The sequence below is a fragment of the Microbacterium sp. UBA837 genome, from assembly GCF_002296025.1.
Classification (GTDB): domain Bacteria; phylum Actinomycetota; class Actinomycetes; order Actinomycetales; family Microbacteriaceae; genus Microbacterium.
In genome coordinates this window covers 1-14,937 of the sequence record NZ_DBHD01000137.1, presented here as the reverse complement: position 1 = coordinate 14,937, position 14,937 = coordinate 1, and the positions used below count along the sequence as shown (strand labels likewise).

At 68.1% G+C, this 14,937-nt stretch carries 14 protein-coding genes; 7 read left to right on the top strand and 7 right to left on the bottom strand.

Annotation, left to right across the window (positions count from 1 at the left end):
- A partial coding sequence (locus B3587_RS10215) for an NAD(P)(+) transhydrogenase (Re/Si-specific) subunit beta (protein WP_292728350.1) occupies positions 1-1,151 on the bottom strand: 1,151 nt, incomplete at its 3' end.
- A complete protein-coding gene (locus B3587_RS10210; RefSeq protein WP_228178284.1) occupies positions 1,148-2,686 on the bottom strand; it encodes a Re/Si-specific NAD(P)(+) transhydrogenase subunit alpha in 1,539 nt (512 codons plus the stop codon). The genes B3587_RS10215 and B3587_RS10210, both read right to left, overlap by 4 nt.
- 191 nt (positions 2,687-2,877) lie before the next feature.
- Between B3587_RS10210 and pyrE the strand changes: the two genes are divergently transcribed.
- Entirely contained in the window at positions 2,878-3,471 is a 594-nt protein-coding gene (gene pyrE / locus B3587_RS10205; RefSeq protein ID WP_292728348.1) for an orotate phosphoribosyltransferase, read from the top strand.
- 182 nt (positions 3,472-3,653) lie between these two features.
- Here pyrE and B3587_RS10200 read toward each other — a convergent pair whose 3' ends face one another.
- Positions 3,654-4,463, bottom strand: a complete 810-nt coding sequence (locus B3587_RS10200; protein WP_292728346.1) for an HAD-IIA family hydrolase — start codon at positions 4,461-4,463, stop codon at positions 3,654-3,656.
- Positions 4,464-4,505: 42 nt separating this feature from the next.
- Here B3587_RS10200 and B3587_RS10195 point away from each other — a divergent pair, with 42 nt between their 5' ends.
- Positions 4,506-5,453 (top strand): SDR family NAD(P)-dependent oxidoreductase, encoded by a 948-nt coding sequence (locus tag B3587_RS10195; RefSeq protein ID WP_292728344.1) that lies wholly within the window; start codon positions 4,506-4,508, stop codon positions 5,451-5,453.
- Positions 5,454-5,551: 98 nt separating this feature from the next.
- Here the strand turns inward: B3587_RS10195 and B3587_RS10190 are convergent, their stop codons facing one another.
- Complete coding sequence (locus tag B3587_RS10190) at positions 5,552-6,187, bottom strand: metal-dependent transcriptional regulator (protein ID WP_292728342.1); 636 nt, start codon at positions 6,185-6,187, stop codon at positions 5,552-5,554.
- Positions 6,188-6,221: 34 nt separating this feature from the next.
- Entirely contained in the window at positions 6,222-7,532 is a 1,311-nt protein-coding gene (locus B3587_RS10185; RefSeq protein ID WP_292728340.1) for an Nramp family divalent metal transporter, read from the bottom strand.
- A 94-nt stretch (positions 7,533-7,626) separates the two neighbouring features.
- Between B3587_RS10185 and B3587_RS10180 the strand changes: the two genes are divergently transcribed.
- Complete coding sequence (locus B3587_RS10180; protein WP_228178290.1) at positions 7,627-8,265, top strand: TrmH family RNA methyltransferase; 639 nt, start codon at positions 7,627-7,629, stop codon at positions 8,263-8,265.
- Positions 8,266-8,319: 54 nt separating this feature from the next.
- Complete coding sequence (locus B3587_RS10175) at positions 8,320-8,811, top strand: FBP domain-containing protein (protein WP_292728338.1); 492 nt, start codon at positions 8,320-8,322, stop codon at positions 8,809-8,811.
- Positions 8,812-8,817: 6 nt separating this feature from the next.
- On the opposite strand, the gene B3587_RS10170 is transcribed toward B3587_RS10175, so the two are convergent.
- A complete protein-coding gene (locus tag B3587_RS10170; RefSeq protein WP_228178292.1) occupies positions 8,818-9,546 on the bottom strand; it encodes a pyridoxamine 5'-phosphate oxidase family protein in 729 nt (242 codons plus the stop codon).
- Positions 9,543-10,886 (bottom strand): MATE family efflux transporter, encoded by a 1,344-nt coding sequence (locus B3587_RS10165; protein WP_292728336.1) that lies wholly within the window; start codon positions 10,884-10,886, stop codon positions 9,543-9,545. Before B3587_RS10165 ends, B3587_RS10170 begins: the two co-directional genes overlap by 4 nt.
- 192 nt (positions 10,887-11,078) lie before the next feature.
- Between B3587_RS10165 and B3587_RS10160 the strand changes: the two genes are divergently transcribed.
- The 3 genes from B3587_RS10160 to B3587_RS10150 form a co-directional block, all read left to right on the top strand.
- Positions 11,079-12,440, top strand: a complete 1,362-nt coding sequence (locus tag B3587_RS10160) for a ClC family H(+)/Cl(-) exchange transporter (RefSeq protein WP_292728334.1) — start codon at positions 11,079-11,081, stop codon at positions 12,438-12,440.
- 23 nt (positions 12,441-12,463) lie between these two features.
- A complete protein-coding gene (locus B3587_RS10155; protein WP_292728332.1) occupies positions 12,464-14,428 on the top strand; it encodes a M13 family metallopeptidase in 1,965 nt (654 codons plus the stop codon).
- Between the two features lie 144 nt (positions 14,429-14,572).
- Positions 14,573-14,937, top strand: a 365-nt coding sequence (locus B3587_RS10150) for a serine hydrolase (protein ID WP_292728330.1), incomplete at its 3' end; no start/stop codon positions are given.

The following is a 14,937-nucleotide window of genomic DNA, read 5'->3' as shown; positions in this document are numbered from 1 at the left end:
TCGGCCAGCAGCACGTTCATGTGGCCGGGAAGGCGCCCGGCGACGGGATGGATGCCGAATCTGACGTCCACGCCGCGCTCGCGCAGCTTCGCCGTCAGCTCCGCAACCGGGTACTGGGCCTGGGCGACCGCCATGCCGTAACCCGGAGTGATGATCACCCGGTCTGCCTCGGCGAGGAGCTCGGCGGCGCCCGTGACGTCGACCTCGCGGTGTTCGCCGGTCTCGTCATCCGTCGACCTGGGCGCCTCGATCCCGAACCCGCCGGCGATGACGGAGATGAATGATCGGTTCATGGCACGGCACATGATGTACGACAGGTAGGCACCCGAGGACCCGACGAGCGCGCCAGTCACAATGAGCAGGTCGTTGCTGAGGATGAAGCCTGCCGCCGCGGCGGCCCAACCGGAGTAGCTGTTGAGCATCGAGACGACCACCGGCATGTCGCCGCCGCCGATCGAGGCGACGAGGTGCCAGCCGAGCAGCAGCGCGAGGATCGTCACGACGATCAGCAACCACAGGTCGGGCGTGATGACGTACCAAACCGTCAGGCCGACGAAAGCGACCAGGGCGCCGAGGTTGAGGGCGTTCTTGCCCGGCAGCATGAGCGGCTTCGACGAGATGCGAGCCGACAGCTTCAGGAACGCGACGATCGACCCCGTGAAGGTCACGGCACCGATGAACACGCCGATGAAGACCTCCGCATGATGGATGCCGAGCAGAGCCCCGTCGATCTCGCCCGGGTCGAGCGCCCCGTTCCACCCCACGATGACCGCCGCGAGGCCGACGAAGCTGTGGAGGAGCGCAATGAGCTCGGGCATCCCGGTCATTTCGACAACGCGGGCGCGCCACAGCCCGATCGATCCGCCGATCAGCACCGCGACCACGAGCAGCGTCAGTCCAATCGTCGCCTGTGGCTGCCCCCACAGCTGCTCCACCGTGAGCCAGATCGTCGCGGCAATCGCGATGACCATGCCGCCGACGCCGAACAGCACACCGCGGCGGGCTGTCTCGTGCTTGCTGAGCCCGTGCAGACTCAGGATGAACAGGAGCGCAGCGACGAGATACGCGGCCCCCGCGACGGATGCCGCAACTGACGCGCTCGCGGCAGATACTGACGCACCGCTGTGGAGAAGGATCGACGCGGCGCTCATCGGGCCTCACCCTTCGAGAACATCGCGAGCATTCGGCGGGTCACGGCGAAGCCTCCGAAGATGTTGATGCTTGCCAGGAGCACGGCGATTGCCGCGAGAATCTGGACGACGAGTACGCCGGATGCCAGCTGGAGCATCGCGCCGACGACGATGATGCCCGAGATGGCATTTGTCACGCTCATGAGCGGCGTGTGGAGGGCGTGATGCACCTTGCCGATCACGAAGAAGCCGATGATGATCGACAGGACCAGCACAGTGAAGTGCTGGGGGATCGGTGGCGGTGCGATCGCGGTCACGACGAACAGGAGAACCGCCGCGGCCCCGAGAAGCACCGGGGTCCGCCACGCGGGCGCCTTCTTCGGTTCCGGCTTCGGGGCAGGCTCCCCCGCGACCGGCTTCGGTGCGGCCGAGACCTGTACGGGCGGTGGTGGCCAGGTCGACTCGCCGTCGCGAACGATGGTGACACCACGCTGCACGATGTCGTCGAAGTCGATCGTGAGCTGCCCGTCCTTGCCGGGGGTGAGCAGCGCGACCAGGTTGTAGACGTTTGTGGAGTACAGCTGCGACGCCTGCGCGGGAAGTCTCCCCGCAAGATCCGTGTAGCCGAGGATCGTTACGCCGTTCTCGGTCACGATGCGCTCGCCCGCAACCGATCCCTCGACGTTGCCGCCCTGCGCCGCCGCCATATCGACGATGACACTCCCCGGCTTCATCTGCGCGACATCGGATGCCGTAATCAGCCGCGGCGCTGCGCGCCCGGGAATGAGCGCGGTGGTGATGATGATGTCGACATCCGCCGCCTGCTCGGTGTAGATCTCGGCGGCGCGCCGATCGTAGGCCTCGCTCGTCGCCTTGGCGTACCCGTCGGAAGACTCCATGACCTCGTCGACCTCGACGGGAAGGTACTCTCCGCCCACCGACTTCACCTGGTCGGCGACCTCGGGCCGCGGGTCGGTGGCGCGCACGATAGCGCCCAGGCTCGCGGCCGTACCGATCGCCGCGAGTCCTGCGACGCCCGCGCCGGCGACCAGCACCTTCGCGGGCGGTACTTTCCCGGCGGCCGTGACCTGGCCGGTGAAGAAGCGCCCGAACTCGTGCGCTGCCTCGACAACGGCGCGATACCCCGAGATGTTGGCCATCGAACTCAGGACATCCATCGACTGCGCCCGAGATATGCGCGGAACGGCATCCAGTGATAGCGCCGTGATTCCGCGGGTCGCGAGCGACTCCCGAACCTCGGGCCGGAACGCGGGTGCGAGCATTCCGATCACTGTCGCGTCGTCCCGAAGCAGGGCCACGTCATCAGCGCTCGGAGCCGTCACCATCACGACGATGTCTGCACCCCAGGCGCCCACACGGTCGGTCACCTGGGCGCCGGCATCCGTGTACGCCGCATCGGGGAACGAGGATGCCGCGCCCGCTTCTGCCTCCACGACCACCTCGTACCCGAGCGTGATCAACCGAGCGACAGTGGGCGGGGTGAGAGCGACGCGGGTTTCGCCGCCGCGCTCCGCGACGATGCCGATGCGGGTCATGTGCGCACTCCCTTGCTTCTCGCGTGCGGGTTCCGCGAACGGGCCTGACTCTATCGGCGAGCTCGACGCGGCTTCGGGACCATCGTCCTCGCGATGAGGCGCGGCCCGAGCTACACCAATCTAGGAGCCGCCGCGGGGCTACGGTCCCAGATGACGCGGAAACATTGTGCGTTCTTTCCTAGACTCGGGCTGTGACCGCTTCCTCCACGCCCGAACTCGAAGCCGACCGCCAAGCCCTCATCGCCCTCATCGGCGCCGAAGCGGTCTTCCACGGCGACTTCACCCTGTCCAGCGGCAAGAAGGCGTCGTACTACGTCGATATGCGCAAGCTCACGCTCGATCACCGGGCGGCCCCCGCCATCGGGCGGATCATGCTCGACCTCGTTCGCACCGGGCTCGGGACGGATGCCGACACCGTCGTCGCAGTCGGAGGCCTCACCCTCGGCGCCGACCCCATCGCGAACGCCGTCATGCACGCGTCAGTCGACACCGAGCATCCGCTCGACGCCTTCGTCGTCCGCAAGGAGCCGAAAGACCACGGCCGCGGCCGTCAGGTCGAGGGAGCGGACGTCGTGGGTAAGCGCGTCGTCGTGCTCGAAGACACCTCGACGACGGGGCAGTCGGCGCTGAAGGCCGTCGAGGCGCTGCGCCGCGAGGGCGCGGAGCCGGTCGCCGTTGCCGTGATCGTCGACCGCAAAACCGGTGCGCAGCGGGCGATCGAGGATGCCGGGCTGCAGTGGCTCGCGGCGATCGACCTCGACGACCTGGGCCTCGCCCCGCAGTAACACCTCAGTCCTCGCCGCGGTCGCCGCGGCTGCGCCACCACTGCCACACCGCGACGACGAGGGCGCCGCTGATGATGATCAGCGACGTCCACAGCAGCAGCGACTGTTCGAGCTCGTTCACTGACGCTTTCCTTCGTCTGCGTCCCCGGCTTCGACGTGGTCGCCGTCGTCCAGGGCACCCATCACAGCACCTCGGGCATCTCCGACTCTTCAGACTCCGCGGGAAGCAGCGCGGCGATCGAGTCCAGGATCTCGTCGGGACGGAAGGGGAAGCGTTCGATTTCGGCGGGATCACTGATGCCGGTGAGCACCAGCACGGTGTGAAGACCCGCTTCGATTCCCGCGACGATATCGGTGTCCATCCGGTCGCCGATCATCCCGGTGGACTCTGAGTGCGCGCCGATTCGGTTCAGTGCCGAGCGGAACATCATCGGGTTGGGCTTGCCCACCACGTACGGCTCCTTGCCGGTGGCCTTGGTAATGAGGGCGGTGATCGCCCCGGTTGCCGGGAGTACGCCCTCGGCCGAGGGACCGGTCGCGTCGGGATTCGTGGCGATGAACCGCGCACCGCCGGCAATCGCGCGGATGGCCTTTGTGATCGCCTCGAACGAGTAGTTGCGGGTCTCGCCGACCACGACATAGTCGGGGTCGTTCTCGGTCATGATGAAACCGGCCTCGTGCAGGGCCGTGGTCAGGCCGGCCTCGCCGATCACGAACGCGGAAGCGCCGGGGGCCTGTCCGCGCAAGAAATCCGCCGTCGCCAGTGCCGAGGTCCAGATGGCCTCTTCGGGCACGACGAGCCCGGATGCCCGGAGCCGGGCGCTGAGGTCGCGTGGCGTGAAGATCGAGTTGTTCGTCAGCACGAGGAAGGGAACTCCCTGTTCGCGCCAGCGCTCGATCACCTCAGCAGCGCCGGGGACAGGGATGTTCTCATGGACGAGCACGCCGTCCATGTCGGTGAGCCAGCATTCCACGTCTGCTCGGGTCCGCATGGGCACAGCGTATCCCGCTCGCGGAGGTCTAGTGTCGATCACGTGACGCGCAGGCGGTGGGATCCCGAGTCGCTGCCCGACCTTTCCGGGCAGTCGTACCTCGTGACGGGCTCCAACGCCGGCCTTGGGTACTTCGCGAGCGAACAACTGGCCCGTGCCGGGGCGCATGTCATCATGTCGGGCCGCAATCCCAAGCGTCTTTCCGCCGCTCGAGCGACGCTAGCGGGGCGTGTTCCGGGAGCCGACATCGAATCTCTGATCATCGACACCGCCAAGCCTGGATCGATCCGGTCGGCCGCGGCATCCTTGCGGACGCGGGGCCCGCTGGATGGGGTTCTGCTCAACGCCGGAGTCGTTCATCCACCCCGGCGCCGTGAAACGACCTCCGACGGTGCCGAGGTCGTGCTTGCCACCAACGCACTCGGGCACTTCGCGCTCGCGGGAGAGTTGCTGGTGCCGCTCGCGCGATCAGGGGGACGGATGGTGTGGCTCGGCAGCATGTCGATCTCCCTGACCCCCTACGACCCGGTCGACCTGCAGCTGACCGAGGGCTACTCGGGCTGGCGTGCGTACGTGCAGTCGAAAGTCGTGACGACGGCCCTCGGACTCGAAGCAGATCGGCGCCTGCGCGAGCACGGCGTTCCGGTCGACAGTGTCGTTGTGCACCCCGGGTACTCCGTGAGCGGACGCACACCGGGCCTCCACGGCGTGAACCAACCAAGCAAGATCACCCGGTTCGTCGACAACCTGCAGACCCCGTTCACCCAGTCCAAGGAGCACGGCGCGTGGCCCCTCGTGCGGGCGCTGGCCGACCCGTCGATCGCCGGTGGCCAGTTCTGGGGACCGCGCTTCATCGTCAAGGGGGACCCGCGGCGGGCGCGAGCGCCGAAGATCATCCGCGACCCGGAGCGCCTCGCGCGGATCTGGGAAGCCTGCGAAGCGGCAACCCGCACCCGGTGGCCGTTCGCAGCGGCATCCGTGGCCCGCTGAGCCGACGGTATCCCGGTTCGGTCGCGCTGTCGTGTGGGTGCGGCGCGGCGTGACCCGCGTCAGCGCGCGACTGAGGCTGGGGTTACAGCGGACCCGACTCAGGCGCTCAGCCAGATGGCCTCGGGCGCCGTCGAGGGCAGGGTCACATCCCGTCCGTCGACCTTGAGGACGGCGGGTCCTCGGACGCACACGACGCCGCCAACCTCGACGGATGCCGCATCCAACGCCTCGAGCAGCCCCGGGACGCGGTCAGAGACGCGAAGAATCCGTCCACAGTGCCCCGGGGGAGCATCGGCGAGCAGCACGAATCGCTCACGGGTGACCGTGCCGTCGGCATCCGGGATCGCGTCGCCGTGAGGATCGAACTGCGGTCTGCCCAGGCGCTGGTCGATGCCGTCGAGGAGCCGGTCGCTGATGGCGTGTTCGAGGATCTCTGCCTCCTCGTGCACATCGGCCCAGGTGTAGCCGAACTCGCGTACGAGCCAGGTCTCAATAAGGCGGTGGCGACGGATGATGGCGGCTGCGCGGTGCTCGCCGGCTGTCGTGAGCGAGATCGGTCCGTACGGGCGATGGGTCACGAGCCCGGCCGCGGCGAGCTTGCGAACCATCTCGGTCACGCTCGAGGGCGCAAGTCCGAGCTCGGAAGCGAGTTGCGACGGCGTGATCCGTTCGGTCTGCCACTCCGTGTGGTTGTAGATCGTCTTCAGATAGTCGTCGACGGCCGCGGAGGACATGCCGAAACCCTACCCGCCCCGGGTGGGCGCTCGATCACGTGCCGGTGAAGACCAGCCACAGCAGCACCAGGTTGAGAGTGATCAGCAGCGCCGCTGACACCACGCCCAGGACGGTCGTTGCGAGTCGGTTCCGGAACGGACCGAGGACGCTGCGCCGTGCGGTGATCCACACGAGCGGAACGAGGGCGAACGGGATGCCGAACGAGAGCACGACCTGGCTGAGGACGAGAGCGAAGGTCGGGTCAACGCCGAACCCGAGGATCAGCAGAGCGGGAACGAGCGTGACGAGGCGCCGGACCACGAGCGGCACCCGGATGCGCAGCAGGCCGCTCATGATCTCGGCGCCCGCGTACGCTCCGACGGCTGTGGAGGCCAGGCCGCTCGCGAGCAGTCCGACGGCGAACAGCGTCGCGATGATCGGTCCGAGCCCGTCGCGCAGGGCGGCGTAGGCGCCCTCGAGCGAGTCGGTGCCGGGGACGCCCGCGAGGTTCGCTGCAGCAAGCAGCAGGATGCAGAGGTTCACGGTTCCGGCGATCACCATGGCGATCGTGACGTCCCAGCGCGTGGCGGTCAGGAGCTGCCTCGTCGACACTCCGCGCCCTGATTCGAGGCCGGCCGCCGCGGAGCCGAACGCGAACGGCCCGGCCGTGGTGGTCGGCGCGAACCGGTCGCGGCTGAGAGCCGAGTGCGCGTAGATCGCATGCGGCATGACGGTCGCGCCCAGGATGGATGCCGCCAGCAGCACGGTGTCGGCGCCTTCGAACCGGGGGACGAGACCGCCGACGATTCCGGCGGGGTCGGGCGGCGCGACGAAGACTCCGGCGGTGAACCCGACAGCAATGAGGACCACGAGCCCGATGACGATGACCTCGAAGGGCCTGGCGCCGCGCCTGGACTGCACGATCAGCAGGCCCAGGGAGACGACACCCGTGATCACCCCACCCCAGAGCAGGGGGATGCCGAACAGCAGGTTCAGGGCGACGGCACCGCCGATCACCTCGGCGACGTCGGTCGCCATCGCCACGAGCTCGGCTTGCAGCCAGTACAGGCGCCGCCCCCAGACGCTCCGGATTCGCCCTCCGAGTGCCTGGGGCAGGCTCTCGCCGGTGACCACGCCGAGCTTTGCCGAGAGGTACTGAATAAGCCAGGCCATCACGTTCGCGACGACGACGACCCACACCAGCAGGTAGCCGTAGCGTGCGCCGGCTGTCATGTTGCTGGCAACGTTGCCGGGGTCGAGGTAGGCCACGCCGGCAACCATCGCCGGGCCGAGGAGCCACACCAACCGGGGTGCGCGCGCCGACGCTGAGACCGTGGCAGTGAGCGTCGGTGGAGACTTCGGCATATCGAAACCCTATCGATTTTTCGGTATACCGAAAAGATGCGCGGTGGGCACTCACCGTCCGGGCTCAGCGCGACCGTCAGATAGATTGCTCGACGTGCAGGACGAGACGGAGCCCGGGAGCGAGCCGGAACTCCCTCACGGAGTCGGACCCTGGCCGGGCGGTGAAGCTGAATGGCCGGATGATCCCCGACTTGACCCCGACCTCCTCGCCGCAGGTGACCGCCGCAACGTCGTCGACCGGTACCGATACTGGCGAATGGACGCGATCGTCGCGGACCTGGACGAGCGGCGGCATCCGTTTCATGTGGCGATCGAGAACTGGCAGCACGACCTCAACATCGGCTCCATCGTCCGCAGCGCGAACGCCTTCCTCGCAGCGGAAGTGCACATCATCGGGCGTCGCCGCTGGAACAAGCGCGGCGCGATGGTCACCGACCGCTATCAGCACGTGCGTCACCACGAGGATGTCGCGGCTTTCGCCGTGTGGGCGGATGCTGCGAACCTTCCTGTGATCGCGATCGACAACGTCGAGGGCTCCCGGCCGCTGCCCGAGGCGGACCTGCCCCAGGCGTGCGTTCTGTTGTTCGGTCAGGAAGGGCCGGGGCTCTCGGCAGAGGCGCTGGCCGCGGCATCCGGCAGCGTCGAGATCGCGCAGTACGGGTCGACCCGCTCGATCAATGCCGCCGCGGCTGCAGCTGTCGTGATGTATGAGTGGTGTCGACGCTGGGCGTGAGCTGGGCTCTGCTCGAGCAGGCCGCCGCGCGTTCACACCCTGAAAGGCACGCATATGCGTCCCCTCACCGACGCCCAGATCCGGGCATCGTTTCTCAACGCCTCGCGCAGCGAGCGCAAGAACCTCACCCTTCCCACCGACCTCGACACTCGCGACTGGGAGGCCCTGGACTATCTCGGCATCCGCGATTCGAAGCTGCCGAAGCTCGCGTCAGTCGTGATCGAACTCGACGACGAGCCCGTCGGCATCCTGCTGCGTCAGACCGATGCTCGCCCCCTGAGTCGTCCGCAATGTTCGTGGTGCAACGACGTCCAGCTCCCCAATGACGTCGTGATGTTCGCCGCCAAGCGAGCGGGCGACGCCGGACGGCGCGGCGATACCGTCGGCATCCTCGTCTGCGAGAACTTCGAGTGCTCGGTGAATGTTCGAAAGCTCCCGCCGTCGGCGTACCTCGGATTCGACCGTGAGGCGGCGCGCGATAGGCGCATCGAGGCCCTGCGCGCGAACGTCACCGAATTCGCCCGCAGCGTCCGCGACGGCGCGTAGCCGCCCTCAGGGCTGCATGATCTCGCGCAGTCGAGCCTCACGCTCGGCGGCGAGATCGTGCAGCCGCTGAGCGAAAGCAGCGACGGATGCCGCATCCGCAGCCCCTGCCGCGCGGGTCACCGGGGAACCGATCGGTGTGCCCGCGCGGACGGCGAGCGGCACGACACCCGCCCAAACGGTGTGGTCCTCGCCGTCGTCCTCAGTGTCGCCCACCCCGTCGAAGCGGACCTTGACGCTCGCCTGATCGAGCGGGACCTGCAGAACGTGAGTGGCGCGGACTTCTTTGCGGGTCATCTCCCGCACCTCGGCGCGGCGGCCCGGCATGAGGTGGTCCGAGACCTGCCACAGCGCCCGCTCCCGCTGGTCTTCAGGCACAATGCGGGCGCGCCCGAAGACCACCGCGCTGCGGTAGTTCGCGGAGCTCTCGAACGTGGATGCCGCGAAGACGAGTCCGTCGACGTGGGTGACCGTGACCGAGACCGGGACGCCCTCGCCCGCGGCATCCAAGAACAGCCCGCCGCCGGTCGACCCGTGCAGCAGCAGAACGGGGCCTTCACCGAGATCGCCGACCCCGTAGAGGTAGGGCAACACGATCGGTGCGCCGTCCCGCACGAAGCCCACGTGGGCGACGATCCCCTCAGCCAGGATGCCGCGCAGCACGTCGGCGTCAGTGTTCTGCCGCTGCGGCTTGCGTCGCACCTGCAGCGAGGGGGAGGAGGGGCTCTCGGGGCTCATATGTTGAGGGTAGAGCCGAGCCACGTCTGGCCCCGCAACCGCCAGCCGAGCGTCGCGGCGCGCGCAAGCATGTAGACGCCGAAGAAGGCGACGGCAAGCCACGCGAGCCCCGCGGCGCCGCCGGGGTGGAAGATCGCGACGAGGGCCAGGGCGGGGAGGAACGGTACGAGATTCAGCGCGCCCGCGATCGCGAGATAGCGCGCGTCGCCGGCACCGATGAGCACGCCGTCCCAGACGAAGACGATGCCGCACAGCGGCTGCGCAACGGCGAGCACGAGCAGGGCGGGCTGCACGATGGCCGCAAGTTCCGGGTCGCCGGTGAAGAGGATGCCGATGACCCCGGATGCCGCCGCGACCCCCGCGCCGACGAGGATGCCGAACCACAGACCCCACGCGCTGGTGCGCTGCAGCACCTTACGCACTCTGGCATGGTCCTGCTCGCCGAGTGACTTGCCGATGAGCGCTTGGGCCGCGATCGCGAGGGCGTCCAGAGCGAACGCTGCTGCCGAGAAGATCGTGTACGCGACCTGCCAGCCGGCGAGCTCATCGGTGCCGAGCCCGGTGGCGACGGCCACCGTGGTCAGGAGGGCTATCCGCAGCGACACCGTGCGCAGGAATAGCCAGCCGCCGGTGCGGGCGGACCCGCGCACGCCGCGAGCCGACGGGCGGACCTGGGCCGAATGCCGCTGAGCCAGCCGGCCGATGACACCGACGTAGGCGACGACCATGCCCCATTGGGCCAGCACGGTTCCCACCGCCGAGCCCGCGATCCCCCACCCGAGCCCGTAAATGAAGAGCGCGTTCAGCGCAGCATTCGCGCCGAAGCCGGCCGCGGCGATCCACAGCGGCGTGACGGTGTCTTGCATCCCGCGCAGCAGCCCTGTCGCGGCGAACACGATGAGCATTGCGGGAAGACCCCACATGGAGATCTGGAGGTAGGTCACCGCATCCGCCGCCACCTCCTGGGTGGCACCGAACAGCGAGACGAGGGGTGGTGTCGCGAGGGATCCGGCGAGGGCCAGAAGTGCGCCAAGCCCGAGCGCGAGCCAGAGGCCGTCGATGCCGACCGAAACCGCAGATTTCGCATCGCCGGCGCCGAAGCGTCGGGCGACTGCCGGTGTGGTCGAGTACGCGAGAAAGACCATGAGCCCGACGATCGTCTGCAGGATCGCCGAAGCGATCCCGAGGGCGGCCAGCGGCACGGTACCCAGGTGCCCGACCAGTGCCGAATCGACGATCAGGAACAGCGGCTCGGCGATGAGGGCGCCGAGGGCCGGCACCGCGAGCCGCAGGATGTCACGGTTCAGCGTCGAGGGAGCGCCGGCGGGTCGAGAAGGCACGAGCCGAGCCTAGGGTTCACCGCCGCTGACACGGATGACGCGCGCCGCGCCACCGTCCGGTGCGGGTCTGTTCGGTTGCCGCGACACGCCGTGCGTGGCATCCGTCGTCCGCGCTTCGCGGCAAACGAACCGCGCGGATGCCACGATGGGCAGTGCGGAAGAGGCGCCGCCGGGCGCCCGGGCAGGGGTGGGATGACGGGGAACACGTCGTCGACGACATCTCCGGATGCCGGCAGTGGGGCTGCCCGGCAGATCGCGATCCTCATGCTGCTGGCTGCCATCGCGGGTCTCGCCCTCGGACTCGTCGGCGGGGCCTTTCGCTGGTGCATCGACCAGGCCGAGCATCTGCGCATCGAGGTCTTCGCGTTCGCGCACGACCAGCCCGCGTGGGGGTGGCTCATCGCTATCGCCGTCACCGCCACGGGCGCGACGCTGGCAGCACTTCTCGTGAAGTGGGTCCCACAGGCGGCCGGGAGCGGCATCCAGTACGTCGAGGCTGTCGAGCGCGGGGAGGAGCCGCCGAGCGCGCTGGGCGTGCTTGTGGCGAAGTTCGTGGGCGGCGTGCTCTCGATCGGGTCGGGAATGGTGCTGGGTCGCGAGGGCCCCACGGTTCATATCGGGGCGGTGCTCGGCGCCGAGGCTGCTCGCCGCAGCCGCAGATCCGCGGCGGACGCGCGCACCCTTCACTCCGCCCTCTCTGGCGCTGGCCTAGCCGTCGCTTTCGACGCTCCGCTGGGCGGATCGCTCTTCGTCATCGAAGAGGTCGCCCAGTCGGTGCGCGCGCGTATCGTCCTCCCAACCCTGACCGGTGTCGCTGTGGCAGTTGCCACGGCGTGGATCGTCGTTGGCAATGCGCCGATCTTCCAGGTAGCGCCCGTCCCGCCGCCCGACCTCGCGCAAGTGGGCGTCTTCGCGGTGTTTGGCCTGCTCACCGGCATCCTCGGTGCGGGATACAACCGTCTGATCCTCGGGTTCCTGACGGCGGCCCGGGCAGCGCGCCGCGTGCCGCCGGTGGCCCAGGCGGCGATCATCGGCGGAGCAGTCGGCCTGCTGCTCTTCCTCGACCCGCTCGGTGCCGGCGGGGGCGATCCGATCTCGCAGGGCCTACTTCGCGGCGAGTCGCTCATCCCTATCGTGCTCGCTGCAACCCTCGTCATCCGGTTTCTGGCCGGTCCGCTCTCGTACGCGGCGGGAACCCCCGGGGGCCTGTTCGCCCCGCTCCTGGCGATCGGTGCGCTGTGGGGAGCGCTCTGCGGATCCGTCGCGAAGCTGATTCTCCCGGAGGTGGCCGATACGACGGTCGTGGTGTTCGTCCTCGTCGGCATGACCTCGATGTTCGCTGCCACGATCCGGGCACCCCTGACCGGCATCGCCGTTGTGGTCGAGATGACGGCCCTTGCCACAGTGCTGGCGCCGATGCTCGCGGCATCCGTCTGCGCGATCCTCGTCGCCGCGGCTCTTCGCACCCGGCCCATCTACGAAGACCTGCGCGAACGGATGCTGCATCCGCCAGCCGTTCGTTCGGTGTTCCCGCCTCGCAGGGATCGTCCATAGCGGAGGTGCTTATTCTGGAGGACATGACCGACGCCCTCGTCTCTGGCCTCCCGCTCGAAGAACTTTCTGCCGACATTCGCCCGCAAGACGACCTGTTCCGTCACGTCAACGGTGCGTGGATCGATCGCACCGAGATTCCGGACGACAAGGCTCGCTGGGGCTCGTTCCACCTGATCGCCGAACAGGCCGAGAAGGATGTGCGCGCCATCATCGAAGAGAGCACGGATGCCGAGCCCGGCACCGAAACGCGCAAGATCGGCGACCTGTACACGAGCTTCATGGACACCGAGCGCATCGCCGAGCTCGGCGCGACCCCGATCGCCGCTCAGCTGTCCGCTGTTGATGGGATCTCATCGATCCCGGAGCTGATGACGACTCTCGGCACCCTTGAGCGCGACGGCGTCTCGGGCCTGTTCGGCCTGTACGTGGAGCCCGACCCTGGCAACCCGCAGCGCTATGTCCCCTTCATCGTGCAGGGCGGGCTGTCGCTTCCCGACGAGAGCTACTACCGGCTCGAGAACTTCGACGAGACGCGCCGCGAGTTCCGGGCCCACGTCGAGAGGATGCTGACCCTCGCAGGTGTCGCGAATGCCGCGACGGATGCCGATCGCATCGTCGCCCGCGAGACCGAGCTGGCTTCCCACCACTGGGACAACGTGCGCAGCCGCGACGCGATGGCCACCTACAACCTGCGGACGTGGACGCAGCTCCTGGAGTTGGCGGGGCTGGACCTCGCGCCGTGGCTGTCGGCGCTCGCGCCCGGAAAGGAGGCGGCCTTCGACGAGGTCGTCGTGTACCAGCCGAGTTTCATCGAATCGCTGGGTGCGCTGCTGGTTTCCGAGCGACTCGATGACTGGAAGGCCTGGCTGCGGTTCGCCGTCATCCGCGGCGCCGCACCTCTCCTGTCGGACGAATTCGTCACCGAGAACTTCGCCTTCTACGGCACTCAACTCACCGGGGTGCCCACGATCCGAGAGCGCTGGAAGCGCGGAGTCAGCCTCGTCGAGGGCTCGATGGGTGAGGCAGTCGGACGCGTGTACGTCGAGCGGCACTTCCCGCCGGCTGCCAAAGAAGCAATGGACGAGCTGGTTGCGAACCTCATCGAGGCGTACCGCCGCAGCATCCGTTCGCTGGAGTGGATGAGCCCCGAGACCCGCGAACGGGCCCTCGCCAAGCTCGACGCGTTCACGCCGAAGATCGGCTACCCGACGACGTGGAAGGACTATTCAGCGCTCGAGATCGACGCCACCGATCTCGTCGGCAACGCGCGCCGTGCACATCGGGTCGAACATGATCGCCAGCTCGCCAAGGTCGGGAAGCCGATCGATCGCGACGAGTGGTTCATGACACCACAGACGGTCAATGCGTACTACAACCCGCTCATGAACGAGATCGTCTTCCCCGCGGCGATCTTGCAGTATCCCTTCTTCGACGCCAGCCGCGACGCCGCGGCGAACTACGGCGGTATCGGCGCGGTCATCGGTCACGAGATCGGCCACGGATTCGACGACCAGGGCAGCCGTTTCGATGGTGACGGATCGCTGCGCGACTGGTGGACCGAGGCCGACCGTGAAGCGTTCGAGCAGCGCACCAAGACCCTCATCGAGCAGTACGACGCGTTGACCCCGCGAGGCCTTGACGAGAAGCATCACGTCAACGGCGCGCTCACGATCGGTGAGAACATCGGCGACCTCGGGGGCCTCGGTATCGCGATCAAGGCCTACGAAATCTCGCTCGGCGATGAGTCGGCTCCGGTCATCGACGGCTACACCGGCATCCAGCGACTCCTGCTGAGCTGGGGACAGATCTGGCAGCAGAAGGGACGGGATGCCGAGACCATCCGCCTGCTCACGGTCGACCCGCATTCGCCCAACGAGTTCCGTTGCAACCAGATCGTGCGCAACGTGGATGCCTTCTACGACGCATTCGAGGTGACAGAGGCCGACGAGCTGTGGCTGGACCCCGCCGAGCGCGTCACTATCTGGTGAGGTCGATCACCTAGAATCCCCCCACCTGAACACGGGAAGGATCCCTCGGTGGGCACACCACCCAGCACGTCGCGCGCGGATCACCGCGCCGATTCTCGGCGAACTCGTCATGCGTCTGGGCGCGCGCGCTCCTTTGCTGCGACGATGCACGCTCTCGAACAGCTGGCGAACGCCGGTGGCCGCGTCTCGGTGTGTGTCACCGACCTCGATCGAGGCAAGGACCTCGTGCTCGGGGACGCGTTCATCACGCTGCCGGTCGCGCAGCTCGGTGTGGTGCCCCTTCTGATCCAGGTATCGGCAGCCATCGAGGCAGGCAAGCTGGATGCTGCGGCATCCGTTGCCCGGCCCCCGACTGCCGACGGTGGGTCGGCTGGACTGTGGCGCCACCTTGCGGCCGCCGATCTGAACCCGGGGGATCTCGCGGTGCTCACTGCGGCGGCTGCTGACCCGCTGGCGACGAACGCGCTCATCGATCTCGTCGGGCTCGACCCGGTGCGCGAGCGCATCGA

Coding starts and splice junctions, on each gene's coding strand:
- B3587_RS10155 (WP_292728332.1), top strand. CDS start 12,464: ATGACCGACGCCCTCGTCTCTGGCCTCCCGCTCGAAGAACTTTCTGCC.
- B3587_RS10185 (WP_292728340.1), bottom strand. CDS start 7,532: ATGCCGAAGTCTCCACCGACGCTCACTGCCACGGTCTCAGCGTCGGCG.
- B3587_RS10210 (WP_228178284.1), bottom strand. CDS start 2,686: ATGACCCGCATCGGCATCGTCGCGGAGCGCGGCGGCGAAACCCGCGTC.
- B3587_RS10190 (WP_292728342.1), bottom strand. CDS start 6,187: ATGTCCTCCGCGGCCGTCGACGACTATCTGAAGACGATCTACAACCAC.
- B3587_RS10160 (WP_292728334.1), top strand. CDS start 11,079: ATGACGGGGAACACGTCGTCGACGACATCTCCGGATGCCGGCAGTGGG.
- B3587_RS10200 (WP_292728346.1), bottom strand. CDS start 4,463: ATGCGGACCCGAGCAGACGTGGAATGCTGGCTCACCGACATGGACGGC.
- B3587_RS10170 (WP_228178292.1), bottom strand. CDS start 9,546: ATGAGCCCCGAGAGCCCCTCCTCCCCCTCGCTGCAGGTGCGACGCAAG.
- B3587_RS10175 (WP_292728338.1), top strand. CDS start 8,320: ATGCGTCCCCTCACCGACGCCCAGATCCGGGCATCGTTTCTCAACGCC.